General features: G+C 48.1%; 16 protein-coding genes. 13 read left to right on the top strand and 3 right to left on the bottom strand.

Going from position 1 to position 20,628, the window contains the following annotated elements:
• Positions 1–23: 23 nt before the first annotated feature.
• The 10 genes from NE536_RS11575 to NE536_RS11530 all read left to right on the top strand — a co-directional run bounded on the left by NE536_RS11575 (position 24) and on the right by NE536_RS11530 (position 12,506).
• Complete coding sequence (locus tag NE536_RS11575) at positions 24–1,055, top strand: isoaspartyl peptidase/L-asparaginase family protein (RefSeq protein WP_261272774.1); 1,032 nt, start codon at positions 24–26, stop codon at positions 1,053–1,055.
• A 353-nt stretch (positions 1,056–1,408) separates the two neighbouring features.
• Positions 1,409–2,698, top strand: a complete 1,290-nt coding sequence (locus tag NE536_RS11570; protein WP_261272773.1) for a DUF2254 domain-containing protein — start codon at positions 1,409–1,411, stop codon at positions 2,696–2,698.
• A 171-nt stretch (positions 2,699–2,869) separates the two neighbouring features.
• A complete protein-coding gene (locus NE536_RS11565; protein WP_006081403.1) occupies positions 2,870–3,286 on the top strand; it encodes a CBS domain-containing protein in 417 nt (138 codons plus the stop codon).
• 122 nt (positions 3,287–3,408) lie between these two features.
• On the top strand, positions 3,409–7,284 hold the full coding sequence (gene hrpA, locus NE536_RS11560) for an ATP-dependent RNA helicase HrpA (RefSeq protein WP_425347533.1): 3,876 nt from the start codon (positions 3,409–3,411) through the stop codon (positions 7,282–7,284).
• Between the two features lie 605 nt (positions 7,285–7,889).
• The gene (locus tag NE536_RS11555; protein ID WP_028760147.1) at positions 7,890–8,048 is read left to right on the top strand and encodes a nitrate reductase; all 159 of its coding nucleotides are present in this window, start codon (positions 7,890–7,892) and stop codon (positions 8,046–8,048) included.
• A 43-nt stretch (positions 8,049–8,091) separates the two neighbouring features.
• Positions 8,092–8,349 (top strand): chaperone NapD, encoded by a 258-nt coding sequence (locus NE536_RS11550; RefSeq protein ID WP_028760146.1) that lies wholly within the window; start codon positions 8,092–8,094, stop codon positions 8,347–8,349.
• A gap of 2 nt (positions 8,350–8,351) precedes the next feature.
• The gene (gene napA / locus NE536_RS11545; RefSeq protein WP_261272790.1) at positions 8,352–10,841 is read left to right on the top strand and encodes a nitrate reductase catalytic subunit NapA; all 2,490 of its coding nucleotides are present in this window, start codon (positions 8,352–8,354) and stop codon (positions 10,839–10,841) included.
• A gap of 10 nt (positions 10,842–10,851) precedes the next feature.
• Positions 10,852–11,337 (top strand): nitrate reductase cytochrome c-type subunit, encoded by a 486-nt coding sequence (locus NE536_RS11540; protein WP_261272771.1) that lies wholly within the window; start codon positions 10,852–10,854, stop codon positions 11,335–11,337.
• Between the two features lie 8 nt (positions 11,338–11,345).
• Positions 11,346–11,933 carry a cytochrome c3 family protein gene (locus tag NE536_RS11535; RefSeq protein WP_028760143.1) on the top strand — a complete coding sequence of 196 codons (588 nt, stop codon included), beginning with the start codon at positions 11,346–11,348 and terminating at the stop codon, positions 11,931–11,933.
• A 183-nt stretch (positions 11,934–12,116) separates the two neighbouring features.
• Positions 12,117–12,506, top strand: a complete 390-nt coding sequence (locus NE536_RS11530; RefSeq protein ID WP_261272770.1) for a DUF1801 domain-containing protein — start codon at positions 12,117–12,119, stop codon at positions 12,504–12,506.
• A 125-nt stretch (positions 12,507–12,631) separates the two neighbouring features.
• On the opposite strand, the gene asnS is transcribed toward NE536_RS11530, so the two are convergent.
• Positions 12,632–14,032, bottom strand: coding sequence for an asparagine--tRNA ligase (gene asnS, locus NE536_RS11525; RefSeq protein WP_105252305.1), 1,401 nt, complete (start codon positions 14,030–14,032; stop codon positions 12,632–12,634).
• 150 nt (positions 14,033–14,182) lie between these two features.
• On the opposite strand from asnS, the gene NE536_RS11520 reads away from it, so the two are divergent.
• Positions 14,183–14,518: a hypothetical protein gene (locus tag NE536_RS11520; RefSeq protein ID WP_261272769.1), complete on the top strand. Its 336-nt coding sequence runs from the start codon at positions 14,183–14,185 to the stop codon at positions 14,516–14,518.
• A 43-nt stretch (positions 14,519–14,561) separates the two neighbouring features.
• Here the strand turns inward: NE536_RS11520 and NE536_RS11515 are convergent, their stop codons facing one another.
• Both NE536_RS11515 and pabB read right to left on the bottom strand, forming a co-directional pair.
• Positions 14,562–15,149 carry a CoA pyrophosphatase gene (locus tag NE536_RS11515; RefSeq protein WP_261272768.1) on the bottom strand — a complete coding sequence of 196 codons (588 nt, stop codon included), beginning with the start codon at positions 15,147–15,149 and terminating at the stop codon, positions 14,562–14,564.
• Between the two features lie 31 nt (positions 15,150–15,180).
• Positions 15,181–16,593, bottom strand: coding sequence for an aminodeoxychorismate synthase component I (gene pabB, locus NE536_RS11510; RefSeq protein WP_261272767.1), 1,413 nt, complete (start codon positions 16,591–16,593; stop codon positions 15,181–15,183).
• Positions 16,594–16,712: 119 nt separating this feature from the next.
• On the opposite strand from pabB, the gene NE536_RS11505 reads away from it, so the two are divergent.
• Both NE536_RS11505 and NE536_RS11500 read left to right on the top strand, forming a co-directional pair.
• Positions 16,713–18,257, top strand: coding sequence for a fumarate hydratase (locus NE536_RS11505; protein WP_261272766.1), 1,545 nt, complete (start codon positions 16,713–16,715; stop codon positions 18,255–18,257).
• 289 nt (positions 18,258–18,546) lie between these two features.
• Positions 18,547–20,598, top strand: coding sequence for a dipeptidyl-peptidase 5 (locus tag NE536_RS11500; protein WP_261272765.1), 2,052 nt, complete (start codon positions 18,547–18,549; stop codon positions 20,596–20,598).
• Positions 20,599–20,628: the final 30 nt, after the last annotated feature.

The raw sequence follows: 20,628 nt of genomic DNA, 5'->3' as shown, positions 1-20,628 counted from the left end.
TACTTTTTAAGGGGATGTAAAGAATGAAAACAAAATTAGCCACCTTTAGTTTAATTATCTCGGGTCTACTTTTTATGTCACACAACACCTTGGCCAATGACAAACCGTTCGCTATTGCGATCCACGGCGGCGCTGGTACGATTTCTAAGGCTAATCTCACCCCTGAACAACGCCAAGCCTACAAAGATAAGTTAAAGGAAGCGGTCGATAAAGGCTCAAAAGTCTTAGAGGAGGGCGGTGACAGCTTAGTGGCAGTTCAAACCGCCATTAATATTCTCGAAAATAGTGCCCTGTTTAATGCAGGTATCGGCGCGGTGTACACCTATGACGGCGGACATGAATTAGATGCCTCCATTATGGATGGCAAAACCATGAATGCAGGCGCTGTCGCTGGAGTACGCCATATCGCCAATCCCATTGATCTCGCTTTAGCCGTGATGAATAAGTCTGAACATGTGATGCTCTCGGGCGCAGGTGCAGAAGAATTTGCACTGACTCAAGGCTTTAGCTTAGTGCCAAACAGTCATTTTGATACTGACGAGCGTTATCAACAATTACTCGATGCTAGGCAAAAACTGCAAGCTGCGGCTAAATCAGAGCAAGTCGCGGGTGTTGAGATGAAAGATCTCGATTACAAATTTGGTACCGTAGGCGCCGTCGCCTTAGACAAAAATGGCAACTTAGCTGCTGGTACCTCAACTGGCGGCATGACAGCAAAACGCTTTGGCCGCATTGGTGATTCCCCTGTGATTGGTGCGGGCACCTATGCTGAAAACGGGGTGTGCGCCGTATCGGCAACCGGCCATGGTGAGTTCTTTATTCGTTACCAAGTGGCGGGGGACATTTGTGCCAAAGTGAAATACCAGCAGAAATCCATTATTCAAGCCGCCGATGAAGTGATCAATCAACGCCTTATCACCGCAGGTGGTTCGGGCGGTGTGATTGCCGTCGATCAGCGCGGTAATATCGCCACGCCATTTAACACTGAAGGCATGTACCGCGCTACCCGTAGCAATGGTGAACCCGCCCAAGTGCTGATCTGGCAAGACCAATAACTTGAATTGTAAAAGCAGTTGGTTCGAAACGGACATTGCTTACAAGATTGTTTAGAAGATTGCTTAGAAATATCACATAGAAACATCACTTATAAACCTTTAAAAGCGAGTGCTGCGAAAGTGGCACTCGCTTTTTGCTAGCGGTTTTTTGCTTTAAGAGTGAGTAAGAAGCTGATAAGTTTGGGCTATTACGAATAGTTAATGGTATGTGGGGTGTCGCCCGTTGTTTGATTTCATTAGCGGTACAATAGTCATACGCAAAGCCGCACTTAACTCACCGTCAAAGCTGCAGTTTGTGTCCCGCGAACTCATCGCGTTTGCATGAGGTTGCACTCAGCGTAAAGGATATTTACATGATTTCTACCGTGTTAACCGACCGCGTCAGGGTTTTCCTCAATCGGTTTAGCCATCGACTTTGGGTGAAACCACTGCTTGTTTGCTTATTATCGATTGCAGTCGCCTTTGCCGCAAAATTGGCTGATGGTACTGAGCTTGTTGAGATTGCACCTAAGGTGTCATCGGCCTCCATCGAGGCGCTGTTATCCGTCATGGCTTCCAGCATGCTGGTTATCGCCACTTTTTCCGTGGGTTCTATGGTCTCGGCCTATGCTTCGGCGGCTAACACGGCAACACCACGTTCATTTATTTTAGTTGTCGCCGATGATGCCTCTCAAAATGCGCTATCGACCTTTGTTGGGGCATTTATCTTCAGTATTGTGGCACTCACTGCGGTTAAAAATGATTACTTTCAAACGGCGGGTCTGTTTATCCTCTTCCTGCTGACCACGTTTATTTTTGGCATGGTGATCTTTACCTTTGTACGTTGGGTTGATCGCATTGCCCGTCTTGGCCGCATGGCAACCACAATTGAGAAAGTTGAAAAGGCGGCGGCCGATGCTCTGACACGGCGACGCAATACCCCACATCTTAGCGGCGTTTCTGTACGTCCCCAAGCGCGTGGACGAGCCGTGTACGCGGCTAACGTCGGTTATGTTCAGTACATTAATATTGCCGCGATGCAGCGCTGGGCAGAGAAAAACGAGTTACGAGTCGTGATTGCAGCCTTGCCGGGCACGTTCGCCACGCCCAATCGACCATTGGCATACATTAGCGCCGATGGTGCGGAGCAGACTGAGATTGATTGCACCTGTGTTGCCGAGTCATTCCAGATTGGTGATACCCGTCTTTTTGACGACGATCCGAGATTTGGATTGGTGGTACTGTCGGAAATCGCTGGCCGCGCCTTATCACCTGCGGTCAATGACCCTGGTACGGCCATTTGCATTATAGGCACACTGGTACGGCTGTTTACCCTATGGGGTGCACCTGCAGCAGTTGATGATAAACCCGCGCCAGAGTGCGATCGCATTGAAGTCCCTCACGTTTGTGTACAGGACATGTTTGATGATGCGTTTACCGCGATAGCCAGAGATGGCGCGGGAGTGGTGGAAGTCGCTGTACGGCTACAAAAAGCGCTTGAATCGTTAGCATCCAGCGGTGACGGGGAAATACGTGCGGCGGCCGAGTACCACGGTCGGTTGGCACTAAAGCGTTCACAAAGGGTGCTTGATATCGAAGAGGACTTGCAAGCCGTACAAGACGCCGCCAAGTTTGCCGAGTCAGCAGCTTCGTCTAACACTTAACGAGACATTTATTATTTCGTCGTGCCGTGTATCCGTTTGTTGCTTCTTTTATTCTGTCAGTGTTTTTGACATTCGGTTTACACATTCGATAAGCGCAATCGATATAAATCGCACATCCTTGCCGATATTTTGACTAGACTTCAAACGTAGGGTTAATTCGAGGGGAAGACTATGGACTTAATTAAGATTCGTGACCATATGGATCGTCAGCCCGTGTTACTGCGCGCGAATATGTCGCTGGCGACCGCGGTCGAAAAGCTGTTAGATAATAATAAAATGGGTGCTGCAGTGGTTGATGATGCGGGCGATTTGGTGGGCTTTTTATCCCAGCAGGATTGTCTGGCTGTGATGATCAAGAGTAGCTATCACTGCGATATGACATCAGTGGTGAAGGACTGTATGCGCACTGAAGTGCTGTTTGTCGGGCCTGATGACAGTATTTTGCAACTTGCTGAACAAATGCTCGGGCCTAAACCTAAGGTTTACCCTGTGGTTGAACACGGTAAAGTGATAGGCACGATAAATCGTACTAATGTGCTCAAAGCGATGAATATCTATATGCAGCAATGTTATCTGTCACCGGTTTAATCTAAGTCGAGCCAGTGTGAAACTGATACGCCATATACTGAGTGCAGAGTAAATTAGCAATACCATTACGCCACTTTCCTTGCTAGGATCGCCGTTTTTGATGCTAGCAATGGAATTTGGATTTGAACTCAGACAAACATCCGCTATCGAACGCCTTTCTTAATCTTTGTTATCAGAGCGACGCGTCGCGGATCCGTCGTCGTTTATTTAAGCTCAATAAAGAAGCCGACTCAGATAAAAAGACCCAAGTCTTAGCTCAGCTGAGCGAGCAAGCGCAGGCGGCGTTTGAGAAGGTTGAGCAGCGCCGTAACGCTCGGCCTAAAATCCACTATCCTGAAAACCTGCCCGTTTCCTTGATGCGCGATGATATTGCACGCGCGATTGCGGGCAATCAAGTGGTGATCATCGCCGGTGAAACGGGCTCGGGTAAAACGACTCAGTTACCTAAAATCTGTTTGGAACTGGGCTTAGGTTGCCGTGGCATGATAGGCCACACCCAGCCACGACGTTTAGCAGCCCGCAGTGTGGCGAGCAGAGTCGCCGAAGAATTACAAAGTCCGCTCGGTGAAGTGGTTGGCTTTAAAGTGCGTTTTGCCGATGCGCTTAAGAGTGACTCTTATATCAAGTTGATGACCGACGGTATTTTACTGGCGGAATTAACCTCCGATCGCAATCTCGATCAATACGATACCATCATCATAGATGAGGCCCACGAGCGCAGCCTCAACATCGATTTTATTCTGGGCTACCTCAAACAAATTCTCAAAAGACGCCCCGATCTCAAAGTTATTATCACGTCGGCGACCATAGACGTTGAGCGTTTTTCTAAGCATTTCAACAATGCACCTATTATCGAAGTGTCGGGCCGTACCTTTCCGGTCGAAACCCGTTACCGACCCTTAGTGCAAGATAGCGATGCCGATTTAGATCAAATCGAAGGTATTTTTGCCGCCGTCGATGAACTGGTGGCCGAAGGGCTGGGCGACATTCTGATCTTTATGAACGGCGAGCGGGAAATTCGCGATACGGCCGAGCAATTGAGTCGGCGTAATTACCGTGATACCGAAATTTTGCCGTTGTACGCGCGTTTATCCTATGGCGAGCAGTCTAAAGTCTTCAGTAGTCACAGAGGTCGGCGGATTGTACTCGCGACGAACGTGGCGGAAACCTCGCTGACTGTGCCGGGCATTCGTTACGTTATTGACCCAGGTACGGCGCGCATTAGCCGCTATAGCTATCGGACTAAGGTGCAACGCTTACCGATTGAACCTATCTCGCAGGCGAGCGCCAATCAGCGTCAAGGCCGTTGTGGACGTGTAGGGCCGGGTATTTGTATTCGTTTGTACGATGAGGCGGATTTTAATAATCGTCCGGCGTTTACCGATCCTGAAATTTTGCGCACTAACTTGGCTTCGGTCATTTTGCAGATGCTCGCCATCGGTTTGGGTGATATCGCCGGTTTCCCCTTTATCGAGCCACCCGATCCACGCCATATCCGCGATGGTTTCCTGTTGCTCGAAGAATTACAAGCGGTTGAGAGCAAATATGGCAAGCTAGTGCTGACGCCACTTGGGCGCAACTTGGCGCAAATTCCTGTGGATCCGCGTTTGGCGCGTATGGTGGTCGAGAGTCAGCAGTTAGGTTGTTTGAACGAAGTGCTAGTGATTGCCGCGGGCTTATCGATTCAAGATCCCCGCGAACGTCCGATGGAGAAGAAGCAAGCCAGTGATGAAGCCCATCGGCGTTTTGCCGATCCCAGTTCCGATTTCGTCAGCTGGATAAACCTGTGGCAGCATTTAAAAGATCAACAAAAAGAGTTATCTGCTAGCCAGTTCCGTAAAAAGTGCCGCGATGAATATTTAGCCTATTTGCGCGTTCGCGAGTGGCAGGATTTATACGCCCAGCTTAAGCAAGCCGTACACGATTTAAAGTGGCGCCTAAACGATACGCCAGCCAATTATGACAGCTTGCACCGCGCGCTCTTATCGGGCTTATTGAGCCATGTGGGTTTTAAAGATAACAATAACGAGTACTTAGGTGCGCGTAATCGTAAATTCTTTGTATTCCCAGGTTCGCCACTGGCCAAAAAAGGCCCTAAGTGGATCATGGCGGCTGAGCTTACCGAAACCTCACGCTTATTCGCTCGCTGCTGCGCCAAAATCGAACCCGAATGGCTAGAGCCCTTAGCGGCGCATTTGATCAAGAAAAGCTATGTGGAGCCCCATTTTGAGGCAAAACCTGGCAGTGTTATCGCCCTTGAGAATCAAGTGCTCTACGGCTTGACGGTTGTTCACCGTCGTAAAGTGCAATACGGCCCCATCGATCCCGTAGAAGCGCGTGAGATTTTTATCCGCAGCGCTTTGGCTGAAGGGCAGTTACAGACCCAAGAAGCGTTTTTTGTCGCTAACCAAAAGCTGCTCGAAGACATTGAATCACTCGAACATAAATCCCGTCGCCGCGATATTTTGGTGGACGAGCAAGTGTTGGTGGATTTTTACGAGCCGCGGATCCCCGAGGGGATTTACAATGCCCAGCTGTTTTTTGGCTGGTGGAAGAAGGCCAAGCGCGAGCAACCGGATTTACTCGATTTCAGCAAAGCGCTGTTAATGCAGCGCAATGCCGACCATATTTCGACCTTGGATTTCCCCGATACGTGGCACAAGGGCAATTTGCGCCTGCAGCTAAGTTATCACTTTGAACCCGCGGCGGCGGATGATGGTGTGTCGGTGCACATTCCGGTGGCGCTACTTAATCAAATCGACGATAGCGATTTTGATTGGCTAGTGGCTGGGCTGAGGGAAGAAAAGTGCATCGCGCTGATCAAATCTTTGCCTAAGAGTTTACGGCGTAACTTTGTGCCCGCACCTGACTATGCCCGCGCTTGTGTGCAGGCCATGGTGCCTTTTAGCGCCAGTTTGCTCGAGGCCATGTGTAAACAATTATTGCGCATGAGTGGCACGCGCATATCGCCGGATGATTTTGATTTAACGCAACTGCCTGCGCATTTGCAGATGAACTTTAAAATCGAAGACGATAAAAACAACTTAGTCGCTGAAGGTCGGGTGCTCGATACTTTAAAAGCCGAGTTGCAGGGCGTGGTGGCTAAGGCCATTCGTCAGGTGGCGGATAAAGGTATAGAGCAAGAAGCGTTAACTGAGTGGTCCTTTGGCGATTTGCCGCAGCAGTATCAGCAGCAAAAAGGCAATTACCAAGTGCGGGCGTTTCCGGCGCTGATCGATAAAAAAGACAGTGTTGCGATCAAATTATTTGATGATGAATTTGAGGCCTTAGATGCCCATCGCCAAGGTCTGCGACGCTTATTGCTGCTAAACATTCCATCACCAGTGAAACACTTACAGCAAGCTTTGCCGAATAAGGCGAAATTGGCGATGTATTTCAATCCCTTCGGTCAAGTACAAATCTTGATTGATGACATAATTGCCGCCGCTGTGCAGCAATTATTGGATGAAAAAGCCCTCGATGTGCGTAATCAAGCCCAATTTGAGCAGGCAAAGGACTGGGTTCGCCAAGAACTCAACCCGACCGCCGAGCAAATTGCATTGAAGGTTGAGCAGATTTTGACCTTGTATCAGAGCATTAAAAAGCGTCTTAAGGGTAAAATTAGCTTAGATATTGCCTTTGCTATGAGTGATATTCAAAGCCAATTAGACAAGTTAGTGTTTAAAGGGTTTGTCGAATCTTGTGGTTGGAATCGGTTAGCCGATGTGGCGCGTTACTTAAAAGCGATTGAAATCCGTGTCGAGAAGTTGCCCGTTGATCCGACCCGTGACCGTTTGCATATGCAGAGCATTAACAAGGTACAGGAAGCATTGAACGCACAACTGGCGAAAGTGCCACGTGCTATGCCGACACCACCTGCGTTAATCGAGGCGCGCTGGATGATTGAAGAGTACCGTGTCTCTTGTTTTGCACAGGTGTTAGGCACGGCATATCCGATATCTGAAAAGCGCATTTTGAATCATATTCAACAGGTTTAATAGACTGATTTAAAGGTCGAGCTGAGCGCCTTTGTCCGATTGATGTAACAATAACGCGATCAAGAAATGACTAAACAAACCGAGAAAACTAACCATTTTCTCGGTTTTTTATTTTCCCTATACTTACGCTTCTCACGCGATATACCTCCAGTGGTGCGCCATGGAATCAGCGCTTTTTCTGGGTGGCAGCGATGCTTTTATGCCGAATATCTTTCTTTTGGGATCAAGTCGTTATCTCGCATGTTTTTACACCTTTCTACTGCCTACTCCTTTATAAATACTCAGGTTTTTTTTGCGGGTTTTCTGTTGTTTTCTCGTAGTGATTTATCCATTTCAGTCGCTTATTAATCATAAAATAAATTCAATAATCTAATTTGTAATAGCAAAAAACGTTTAAAAACTGAGATCTGACGAATACTCACATCAAATTGATGATCTGGATCAAGCATCATCCGCTTTACCAATTTGGAGGTATACATTTTGTTAACAACTAAAAGGTATGATCGCTTCGTAATCCAAAGATGCAATAGATATACATAAAACCTGCCGCTGGCGATTTTTTGCAGCGCATTCAAAGTGGCAGGAACACACCTCTTGGAGGATGCATGAGTGCTAGCACCGCAGAAGAAAAATCCTTAGAACTGAAAATCTTTATCTTTTTAACCGTGTTTCTCGCACCGTTATTGTCCGTACTACTGGTCAGTGGTCTGGGCTTTGCTATTTGGTTCAGCCAAATTTTGACGGGTCCACCGGGCGCTGGTTAAACGTAACATCATCAAATAGTTAAAAATAAGAGTGGAATGTCGGATGAGCAAAGAACTCCATATCACCAGTTTAGTGGTGCAGGTCTTACCGCAGAAAATGGCAGATGTTAGACAACAGATAATGACCATTGAAAATGCCGAACTTTCCGTCAACAACGAAGTGAAATTGGTCGTCGTGATCGAAGGCGAGACGCAACGCGCCTTGATGGACAGTATCGAAGCGATCAATGCCATTCCGGGCGTGTTATCAGCCACTATGGTTTACCACCAGAGTGAAGTGCTCGAAGAGGGTGAAGAATGAATATGAACAGACGTGACTTTATTAAGGCCAATGCGGTGATTGCCGCGGCAGGCGCCGCTGGTTTAGCCTTGCCCGCAGGCGCAAGCAACTTAATTACCAGCTCAGAACAAACCAAATTAGAGTGGAATAAAGCCCCATGCCGTTTTTGCGGCACGGGCTGCTCTGTGATTGTCGCAACTCGCGACGGTAAAGTGGTTGCGACCCATGGCGATGCCAACAGTGAAGTGAACCGTGGGCTCAACTGTATCAAGGGCTATTTCCTGTCGAAAATCATGTATGGCAGCGATCGCTTAACCACGCCTATGCTGCGGATGACAGATGGCAAATACGACAAGCACGGTGAGTTTTCGCCCATCAGTTGGGACAGTGCCTTCGACATCATGGCGCAAAAATGGAAAGAAACCATTAAAGCCAAAGGGCCAACTGCTGTGGGCATGTTTGGCTCGGGCCAATGGACTGTGTGGGAAGGTTATGCTGCCGTTAAGTTGATGAAAGCGGGTTTTGGATCGAATAATATCGACCCGAATGCGCGTCACTGCATGGCGTCAGCCGTGGTCGGGTTTATGCGCACCTTCGGTATCGATGAACCTATGGGTTGCTATGACGATATGGAAGCCGCCGATGCCTTCGTCCTTTGGGGCTCGAATATGGCGGAGATGCACCCGATCCTCTGGAGTCGAGTGACTGACAGACGTCTCAGTGCCAGCCATGTAAAAGTGGCCGTGTTGTCGACTTTTGAACACAGATCCTTCGATTTGGCTGACTTGCCGATCGTGTTCACCCCGCAAACTGATTTAGCCATTTTGAACTACATAGCTAACTACATCATTCAGAATGATAAAGTGAACTGGGACTTCGTGAAAAAACACGTTAACTTCCGTCAGGGCACAACAGATATTGGCTATGGTTTACGTCCGACACATCCCCTTGAGAAAAAAGCGAAAAATGTTAAAACGGCGGGGGATTCAACCCCAATTGATTTTGAGACCTTTAAAGCCTTCGTGGCGGATTATAGCGTCGAAAAAGTCAGTAAGTTGTCGGGTGTACCTGAGGATAAACTGATTGCGCTGGCCAAGCTGTATGCCGATCCCGACATCAAAGTGACCTCATTTTGGACCATGGGTTTTAACCAACATACCCGAGGTGTGTGGTGTAACAACCTGATTTATAACATTCATCTCTTGATGGGTAAAATTTCAACCCCAGGTAACAGTCCATTCTCTTTGACGGGTCAACCATCAGCCTGTGGCACGGCCCGTGAAGTGGGGACGTTTTCCCATCGTTTACCCGCCGATATGGTCGTGACCAATCCTGAGCACAGAAAGCATGCCGAAGACATTTGGAAGATCCCAAGCGGCATTATTCCACCTAAACCCGGTTATCACGCCGTCGAGCAAAACCGTCGTCTAAAAGATGGTGACTTGAATTGCTACTGGGTGCAAGTGAACAACAATATGCAGGCGGGCCCAAACATCAATGAAGAAGGTTTACCGGGTTACCGTAACCCTGCCAACTTTATCGTGGTGTCCGATGCCTATCCGACGGTTACGACTCAAGCTGCCGATTTGATTTTGCCCACCGCTATGTGGGTGGAAAAAGAGGGCGCCTACGGTAACGCCGAGCGCTGCACTCAGTTTTGGCATCAAATGGTGCAGGCACCGGGTGAGTCCCATTCGGATCTGTGGCAATTGATGGAGTTTGCGAAGCGTTTCACTACAGACGAAGTCTGGCCTAAGGATGTATTAGCGGCGAACCCTGAGTTTAAAGGGAAAACCCTATTCGAAGTCCTGTATCAGAACGGTAATGTTGATAAGTTCCCACTTGCGGATGCCGATCCTAAGTATCTGAACGATGAAGCGAAACATTTTGGCTTCTATGTGCAAAAAGGTCTGTTTGAAGAGTACGCCTCCTTTGGCCGTGGTCATGGTCATGACTTAGCGCCGTTTGATGCCTATCACGAGGCCCATGGTCTGCGTTGGCCTGTGGTCGATGGTAAGGAAACCAAGTGGCGTTTCCGCGAGGGGAGCGATCCTTATGTGAAAGCGGGGGCAGGCTTTGAGTTTTATGGTCATCCCGATGGCCGTGCGGTGATTTTTGCGCTGCCCTATGAGCCCGCCGCCGAGTCACCAGACGAAGAATACGATATCTGGTTATCGACGGGCCGAGTGCTGGAACATTGGCACTCCGGTTCTATGACCCAACGTGTGCCTGAGCTTTATCGCGCTTTCCCTGATGCCGTGTGTTTTATGCATCCAGAAGATGCCAAGAAGCGTGGTCTGCGCCGTGGCGATGAAATTCGTGTGGTGTCACGCCGTGGTGAAATTAAGACCCGAGTTGAAACCCGTGGCCGTAACAAACCGCCTGTGGGCTTAGTGTTTGTGCCTTGGTTCGATGCTAGCCAGCTCATTAATAAAGTCACTTTAGATGCGACAGATCCCTTGTCAAAACAAACTGACTTTAAAAAATGTGCGGTGAAGATCGTTAAGGTTTAAGGAGAACACGATGAAAACTCTACAATTAGTTTCAGCGATCGGTTTACTGGCATTCGGTTCATTGATGATGACGGCAGTCTCTGCCGCCAGTATTCCCGACGAAAAAATAGCGACCCTGCGACAAGCGCCAATTGATGTAGAACCGACGCCGCCGGCGATGCAAAACGTGCGTAATACCGATGTGAAGGAAGTGCGCAGCTACCCCATGCAGCCGCCTGTGATCCCGCACAAGATCGACGGTTATCAGCTCGATCTTAAAGTGAACAAGTGTATGGCTTGCCATGCTCGTAGCCGCATTGGGGATTCGCAAGCGCCTATGGTCAGCGTCACGCATTTTATGGACAGGGACAATAACTTCTTAGCCGAGTTATCGCCGCGCCGCTATTTCTGCACTCAGTGTCATGTGCCGCAGTTAGATGCCAAGTTACTGGTCGAAAACGACTTTGTGGATATGGAACATCTGATCAAAGCCAACACTGAGCAGAAAAAACACTAGGAGTTAGCATGTTAGATAAACTGAAAAAAATCTGGCAGGTACTCAATCGTCCGAGTGTGCATTACAGTTTAGGTTTTTTGACCTTAGGTGGTTTTGTGGCTGGGGTGATTTTCTGGGGCGGGTTTAACACTGCCCTAGAAGTGACCAACCAAGAAGCTTTCTGTATTGGTTGCCATGAGATGGAAAATAACGTCTATCAAGAGTTACAGACGACGATTCATTTCACTAACCGCAGTGGCGTGCGGGCGACGTGTCCTGATTGCCACGTACCGCATAACTGGACCGATAAAATTGCCCGTAAGATGCAGGCATCTAAGGAAGTGTGGGGTAAGGTTTTTGGGACGATTAATACCCGTGAGAAGTTTGAAGATAAGCGCCGTGAACTGGCAGAACATGAGTGGGCAAGGTTAAAGGCCAATGATTCGCTCGAGTGTCGTAACTGCCATAACTTCACTTACATGGACTTTACTCGCCAATCACCCAGAGCGGCGCAGATGCACTCAACGTCACTGGCAAGCGGCGAAAAGACCTGTATCGACTGCCACAAGGGGATTGCTCATCATCTCCCTGACATGGCCGGTGTGAAGGGGTTTTAATCTAGGGCGCAGTGTTTATCCGTGTGACTTAGCCTTGCTAAGTTGGACAACTCCAGCAAAAGGCCAAGCGTTCTCCACGCTTGGCCTTTTTATTTGCACGTCACTATTTTTTAGGGATGCTTCAATAGGGTGTTATTCAGTCCGATTAGCGCGCTACAATCGGGCTGGGATAGTCTTGCTTGTATGAGAGGTAAAGAGATCATGATGGAAGATCCGCCGCAACTTGAAAAACTGTTAGAAGATATTTTATGTACCAGCCCGAGTCTGTTTGAAATAGTGCAGGGGGTGAGGCAGGAGGTCAAAACCGCCGCTACCACATCGTCGCGGGCCATTACTGAAGCCGTTAAGTACGGCGGTATACTCTTTAGCACCAAAGCCAGTTTTGGTGGTGTGTTTGCCTATAAACAGCATGTTTCATTGGAGTTTAGCTTAGGCGCGAATCTTAGCGATCCACATAAGGTACTTGAAGGCAGTGGCAAATTTCGTCGTCATATTAAGTTGGTGTCAATCGATGATATTGCTGCCAAGCGAGTCGCGGAATATATTGCGCAGGCGTTGAGTCTGGCGGATTAATGGTTGTTTAGCCGCATGATGTGACTAAAACGGACAAACAAAAAAGGAGCTGAATATTCAGCTCCTTTCGTTTTGCTAAGGCTTAATAGAGATGTCTTAGCTATGCAGTCCCAAGTTAAAGGAGATTAGAAGTTCGCAGTGCGCGGTGCACGTGGGAAAGGGATAACATCACGAATGTTGTTTACGCCCGTCACGTAAGACACTAAACGCTCAAACCCTAGACCAAAACCTGCATGTGGCACTGTGCCATAACGGCGCATATCACGGTACCACCAGTAATCTTCCTGGTTCAGATCCATTTCGGCTAGACGCATATCTAGCACGTCTAAACGCTCTTCACGTTGAGAGCCACCGATGATCTCACCGATACCAGGGGCTAACACGTCCATTGCGGCAACGGTTTTACCGTCATCGTTTAAGCGCATGTAGAAGGCCTTGATATCTTTTGGATAGTTCTTCACTACCACAGGGGCTTTGAAGTGTTCTTCGGCTAAGTAACGCTCATGCTCAGAAGATAAATCGATACCCCAAGACACTGGGAACTCGAAGGTTCTGCCACAGTTTTGCAGAATTTCAACCGCATCCGTGTAATCCACTTGAGCAAAATCGCTTGAAACGAAAGATTGCAGACGGTCGATCACAGTCTTATCAACGTGCTGGGCGAAGAAGGTTAAATCGTCCATACGCTCAGTCAATACGGCATTGAACGCGTATTTCAACATAGCTTCGGCAAGGCCTGCGATGTCGTTTAAGTTAGCGAATGCGACTTCAGGCTCAACCATCCAGAATTCCGCTAAGTGGCGGCTAGTGTTTGAGTTTTCAGCACGGAAAGTCGGGCCAAAGGTATACACCTTTGACAGTGCACAGGCGTAGGTTTCAGCATTCAACTGGCCTGATACGGTCAGGAAAGCTTCTTTACCGAAGAAATCTTTATCGTAATCGACTTTACCTGCTTCAGTACGCGGCAGGTTTTCCATATCTAAGGTCGATACGCGGAACATCTCACCGGCGCCTTCGCAATCTGATGCTGTGATAAGTGGGGTCGATACCCAAATAAAGCCTTCTTCATGGTAGAAGCGGTGAATCGCTTGAGATAGACAGTTACGTACGCGAGCAACGGCACCAATAATGTTAGTGCGTGGGCGTAAGTGCGCTAATTCGCGTAAATGTTCAATTGAGTGACGCTTAGCGGCCATTGGGTAAGTGTCTGGATCATCAACCCAGCCAGCGACTTCAAGTTCAGTCACTTGCAGTTCAAATGCTTGGCCTGCGCCTGGAGATTCCACCACGTCGCCTGTCATCACAACAGAACAACCCGCAGTCAGCTTTAACACTTCGTTGTCGTAATTATCTAAGCTATTGGGCACGACGCCTTGGATAGGATTAAAGCAAGAGCCGTCGTAAACAGCTAAAAAAGAGATGCCGGCTTTAGAGTCACGACGGGTTCTGACCCAGCCACGCACTGTGACTTTAGAACCGACGGCGTGCTCACCTTTAAATACAGATGCGACAGATGCGATGCTCATTGTTGCTTAATTCTCCAACGAAACGTTTTATATGAAAATTTTGGAGGTTTATATTACCTTGCTGGTGGCTTTTCTCAAGCTGAAAAAGGTATCCTGAGGTTAATAATATCGATATTGGGCGATATAGTGAGTTAAACGGTGGGAGGCGGTATGAGCAAGACTAGAATATTTCAAATTATCCTTGCGGCCTTATCCATTTTAGGCTGGGCAATTGCCGTCTATGCGCTATTAGTGTTTGGTGACGCGAGACCCGATCGCGAAGTTGGCGATTATTTAACCCGTGGTGCGACATTTAGAGTCCATTGGGATCCACATGAAACCCAACTATTGCAGTATTTGATTTGGGTTTGTGGCGGTATTAGTTTGGTCAGTTTAGCGTTTAATTTTTATGTCGCCCACCATAGTCGTATGGGATATTGGTTTAACATTCCCATGTTGCTGTTAACCTCTATTGTCGCCGGTTTGTATATCCATTTGGTGGTTTAAGCTAGCCTGTTGGCTTGTGGCGGTTTCGCTATGGCAAGTGAAGTCAGAGGATATCGGCAGGAATGCTTAATTGGCGGCACAGATGGTCGATAATCGCGGCAGTCGCACCCCAGATAAACCGTTGTTGATAGGGAATAAAATGCACGCTGTAATAGCGCCCTTGGCGTAAAAAGCGTTTTTGGTGGCGATTATTCGGTTCAATAAAAAAGCTTAATGGCACGGTAAAGCAATCGGCTACCTCACCGGGATCGAGTTTTAAATCAAATGCCTGCTTGATAATGCCTATCACAGGAGTGATTTCAAACCCTGTGAAGGTATTATGGGCTGGAAACGTGCCCACCACGTCGACGTTATGCCTTGAGAGTCCAATTTCCTCTTCTGCTTCCCTTAACGCGGCCGCAATCGCATCAATATCATAGGGCTCAATTTTACCGCCTGGGAAACTGATCTGCCCCGGATGGGCGCGCAGATGCATAGGTCTTTGGGTCAAAATTAGATTCAGCTCACCGTTCATCTCCAGCAGTGGGATCAAAACCGCGGCTTTGCGTAATCCAAGGTGAGGGAAGGCCGCCGGATCTTGCCGCGCTAACGGGTGCAGATTAAATCTGAGTCTAAATTCCGCTTGATCCATCGACGTTCTCGTTACTGTTTAGTATTAAAGCTTACGGCTTTTGTGACGCAGCGCCAAGCAAAGGTAAAATACGGCTGATCTTATCAAAGGTTTCTTGGTACTCGGCATCCACTTCTGAATCCGCCACTATGCCGCCGCCAGCCCAGCAATAGAGTTTGCCCTGTTCGGCCACAATAGTGCGAATGGTGATGCTGGTATCCATTTGGCCGTCTTGGCTGATATAACCCATAGAACCACAATAAAGGCTGCGCCGTGAAGGTTCGAGCTCTTCGATAATTTCCATGGCACGAATTTTCGGTGCGCCGGTAATCGAGCCGCCGGGGAACGCCGCGCGCAGTAAATCACTCGCCGTGAATCGGCTATCAAGCTTGGCCGTCACCGTACTGACTAAGTGATGCACGGCAGGAAAGCTTTCAATCTCAAACAGATGCGGTACACGTACTGAGCCTGCCGCCGCCACTTTGCCGATATCATTACGCAGTAAATCGACAATCATGACATTTTCGGCGCGATCTTTTGGTGAGTTTGCCAGTGTATTGGCGGCTTTCACATCCAGTGCGGGATCGGTATGACGCGGCAGTGTGCCTTTGATGGGTTTGGTTTGAATATCGTCACCGCGAAGCTGAATAAAGCGCTCGGGTGAAATCGATAAAATCGTGTTTTGCGGCAGACGCATAAAGGCCGAGAAGGGTGCTTTATTGGCATTGCGCAGTTGGCTATAGGCTGACCATTCATCGCCTTGATAATGGGCTTCGAATCTTTGGGTTAAATTTATTTGATAGCAATCACCGCTGTGCAAATAGGCTTGAACTGCTGCAAATTTGGCCGTGTATTGAGCTTTGTCTATCTGTGCTGTCCATGGGCTTGTGAGCATGAATCTGGCAGAATTTGGCTTTTTGGCGATTTTATCTTGAATTTTATTCAATTCAATATCGAGTGCTGCTTCACCTAAATAATGCAGTAAATGCCAACACTGGGCTTGGTAATCAAAAACTAACGCCCAGTCGTAAAAGCCGATGTTCATCTCTGGCAGTTGAATATCTTGCTTGGCCGTTATCGGCAGGGATTCAATTCTGCGGCCCAAATCGTAGCTAAAACTGCCCATTGCGCCACCACTAAAGGGCAAGTCGCAATCAAAAGATTTTGAATACCAATGGGTTAATAAAGTGTTGAGTAACTCGAAGGGATCACGGTTTGGGTCTATTGCCTCGGGTAAGCTCAAGCTCGTATCGATGAGCTTTATATCGCTACGTTCACCCTTGGTTACTAACGTTGCGATAGGATTGGCGCAAATAATGTCGAATCTGGCGTCTTGATGCGGCGCGTTCGCCGAATCTAACAGAATTGCCCATGGGTCATTGGCAAAGTGTTCGAAGAGTGCTGCGGTGTTTAATGTCCAGTCAAGTTGGCGTGATGCAAGCTGTTTTGACGCCCTAATTGCCATCGATTAACCCTATTCAAAATGTGATGTAGCCCAAAAAGATGGGAAAGAGTATCATATTGGCCCAGAAAGAATTAAACAAAAATAAGTTAGGCCGCAAAGGCTGCTGGAGCGCTCCTACTATGTCATCTAACCATGAAATGTCTGTCAATTCTGTGATTAAGCAAGCCGACTTTATTGAAAGTGTGGCGGATGCTTTGCAATACATCTCTTATTACCACCCGAAGGATTTTGTGGATGCCATGAGCCAAGCTTATGAGCGTGAACAAAGTGCGGCGGCGAAGGATGCCATTGCCCAGATCTTAATTAACTCGCGTATGTCGGCCGAAGGCAAGCGTCCTCTGTGTCAAGACACTGGGATTGTCACCACCTTCGTTAAAGTGGGTATGGGTGTCCAATGGGACAAAACCGATATGACAATTCAGGAAATGGTCGACGAAGGTGTTCGTCGTGCCTATACCAATCCCGATAACCCACTGCGTGCATCCATAGTGTCAGATCCTGCGGGCAGCCGTAAAAATACCAAAGATAACACCCCATCTGTGGTGCACATCGACATGGTGCCAGGCAACCATATCGAAGTGGCGATTGCGGCTAAAGGCGGCGGCAGTGAAAACAAAGCTAAGATGGTGATGTTAAACCCATCTGATGATATCGCCGCTTGGGTAGAAAAAACGCTACCTACGATGGGCGCAGGCTGGTGTCCACCGGGTATGCTGGGTATCGGCATTGGCGGTACGGCAGAAAAAGCCGCCGTATTAGCCAAAGAAGCGCTGATGGAAAGCGTGGATATTCATGAGTTGATGGCCCGTGGCGCGCAAACGACCGAAGAAAAGCTGCGTTTAGACATTTTTGAGCGTGCGAATAACTTAGGCATAGGTGCGCAAGGTCTTGGCGGGTTAACCACAGTGTTAGACGTTAAAATCAAATCGGCGCCCACCCACGCGGCGTCAAAGCCAGTGGTGATGATCCCGAACTGCGCGGCTACACGCCACGTACATTTCCATTTAGACGGCTCAGGTCCAGCTGAATTAACGCCGCCATCATTGGCCGATTGGCCAGAAATTACCCGTGAAGTGGGTGATGATGTGCGCCGCGTTAACTTAGATACTGTCACTCAAGCGGATATCGAGCAGTGGCAGAGCGGTGAAACCATTCTGTTGAGCGGTAAAATGCTCACCGGTCGCGATGCTGCCCATAAGCGCATTCAAAGCCTGATTGAAAGCGGTGAAGGTCTGCCAGAAGGCGTGGACTTTACCGGTAAGTTTATTTACTACGTTGGCCCAGTTGATCCTGTAGGCACTGAAGTTGTCGGCCCTGCGGGCCCAACCACAGCAACTCGTATGGATAAATTCACTGACTTAATGTTAGAGAAAACTGGCTTGATGGGCATGATAGGTAAAGCTGAACGCGGCCCTGCGACAGTTGAATCGATCAAAAAGCACAAAGCGGTATATCTGATGGCCGTTGGCGGCGCTGCGTATTTAGTGTCTAAAGCGATTAAACATTCTCGCGTCGTGGCCTTTGCTGATTTGGGTATGGAAGCGATTTACGAGTTTGATGTGCAAGATATGCCAGTGACTGTGGCTGTGGATTCACATGGTGTGAACGCCCATGAAACTGGCCCTGCAATTTGGAAAGTGAATATCGCCAACGCGAAAGCGTAAAGGTTGGGATGCAGCGGATTGAACTTGATGGCTTTTTAAGCAAAATAGCTTAAGTTTGAGTTCTGATATCTGTTCTTTAGGTAAAACGTTGCGCCACTGACATTTTGTCACAAAAAAATACGCTCAGGTTCGCCATTAGGCTTGCCTGAGCGTTTTTGTTTCGATAGTGTGGCAAGCTTATCTTCAAAAGATACGATCTCAGATCGTTTTTAACATTCGTGTTTGCAGCAATGATGATTATCGAATATTTGCAAGCCTCGAACCTGTTCAACCAAAGACGGACATAACAATGAAAATAGCTCCTCTCCTATTGGCGCTCGGCGCCGCAGGCTTGGCCTTATCTGCTCAAGCGGCCGATCCAACGCCTTTTACTGTGCAACAACTCATTAAACTCAATAAGATGCATTCTGCGACAGTGTCCCACGATGGCACTAAATTAGTTTATGGTCTTAAAACGGTAAACGATAAGGGAGAGGGCAGTTCTGATCTGTATCTATTGGATCTGACTGACACGAAAGCGAAACCGTTACAACTGACCTCTGCTGCGGGCACTGAGCACGATGTGAGTTTTGCCACTGACGACAAATCGATTTATTTTCTTGCCGGTCGTAGCGGTTCAAGCCAGCTATTCCAACTGTCATTAACGGGCGGTGAAGCGGTTCAAGTTTCTGATTTACCTTTGGATATTGATGGTTACAAACTATCAAACGACGGTAAGCAAGTTGTACTCAGCATGCGCGTATTCCCAGAGTGTAAGGATTTAGCCTGCTCAAAGGATAAATTTACCGCTGAATCTGAGCGTAAATCGACGGGCCGCGAATACAAGCAGTTAATGGTTCGCCATTGGGATACGTGGGAAGATCATGCCCGTAGCCACTTATTTGTTGGTGCAGTCAACGGTGAGAAACTGACTAAAGTGGTTGATGTCACCCAAGGTTTAGACACTGAAACGCCGCCAAAACCATTCTCGGGTATGGAAGAAGTGACTTTCACCCCAGACGGTAAGTTTGTGGTTTATAGCGCGAAAGCGCCAAGCAAAGATCAAGCTTGGACCACTAACTATGATTTGTGGCAAGTGCCAGTCACTGGCGGCACTGCAACGAACTTAACCAAAGACAATCTTGCGTGGGATGCACAGCCAACGTTTTCGAGCGATGGCCGTTACATGGCCTATTTAGCGATGAAGAAGCCGGGTTTTGAAGCGGATCGTTACGGCATCATGCTGCGCGATACGACTACTGGCCAAACCAAAGAAGTGGCGCCATTGTGGGATCGTAGCCCAAGCTCACTGATGTTTGCCCCTGACAATCGTACCTTGTATGTCACGGCGCAAGACATAGGCCAAGTGTCTATTTTCCAAGTGAATACTCAATTTGGCGATGTGCGTTCTATCTACAGCGATGGCACAAACAGCTTAATTGCGGTCACTAACGATGAACTGATTTTCGACAGCAAAACCTTAGTTGAGCCGGGCGATCTCTACAGTATCACCACAGATGGTCAAGGCCTTAAGCGCCTGACTGAAGTGAACAAAGACAAGCTAGCCGAGATCAAGTTCGGTAAATTTGAACAGTTCAGCTTCAAGGGTTGGAATAACGAAGACGTCTACGGTTACTGGATCAAACCGGCTAACTTCCAAGAAGGTAAAAAATACCCGATTGCCTACTTAGTACATGGCGGACCGCAGGGTTCATTTGGTAATGCCTTCAGTGGTCGTTGGAACGCGCAGTTATGGGCGGGTGCAGGCTATGGTGTTGTTATGGTGGATTTCCACGGCTCTACCGGTTACGGCCAAGCCTTTACGGATTCTATCAGCCAAGATTGGGGCGGTAAGCCATTAGAAGATCTGCAAAAAGGCCTAGCGGCAGTAAGCCAACAACAAAAATGGCTCGATCCGCAAAACGCCTGTGCGCTCGGTGGTTCTTACGGCGGCTACATGATGAACTGGATCCAAGGTAACTGGAACGATGGTTTCAAGTGTCTTGTTGACCACGCTGGCCTGTTCGATATGCGTTCTATGTACCATGTGACCGAAGAGTTATGGTTTCCTGAGTATGAATTTGGCGGTACTTACTCAGATAACAAAGCCTTATATGAGAAGTTTAACCCAGTGAATTATGTTGAAAACTGGAAAACGCCCATGTTGGTGATCCACGGCGAGAAAGACTTCCGTGTTCCTTATGATCAAGGTTTAGCGGCATTTAGCTTTATGCAGCGTAAAGGTATTCCATCTGAGTTGTTGATTTTCCCAGATGAAAACCACTGGATCTTAAAACCTGAAAACCTAGAGCAATGGTACGCCAATGTATTCCGTTGGATGGACCGCTGGACTAAGCAGTAACTGCCAGCACAATAACAGACTGTTGAATAA

Source organism: Shewanella septentrionalis, assembly GCF_025370265.1.
Lineage (GTDB): Bacteria > Pseudomonadota > Gammaproteobacteria > Enterobacterales > Shewanellaceae > Shewanella > Shewanella hafniensis.
Note: the sequence above shows the minus strand (reverse complement) of the source record. Positions and strands in the feature narration are given on the sequence as shown.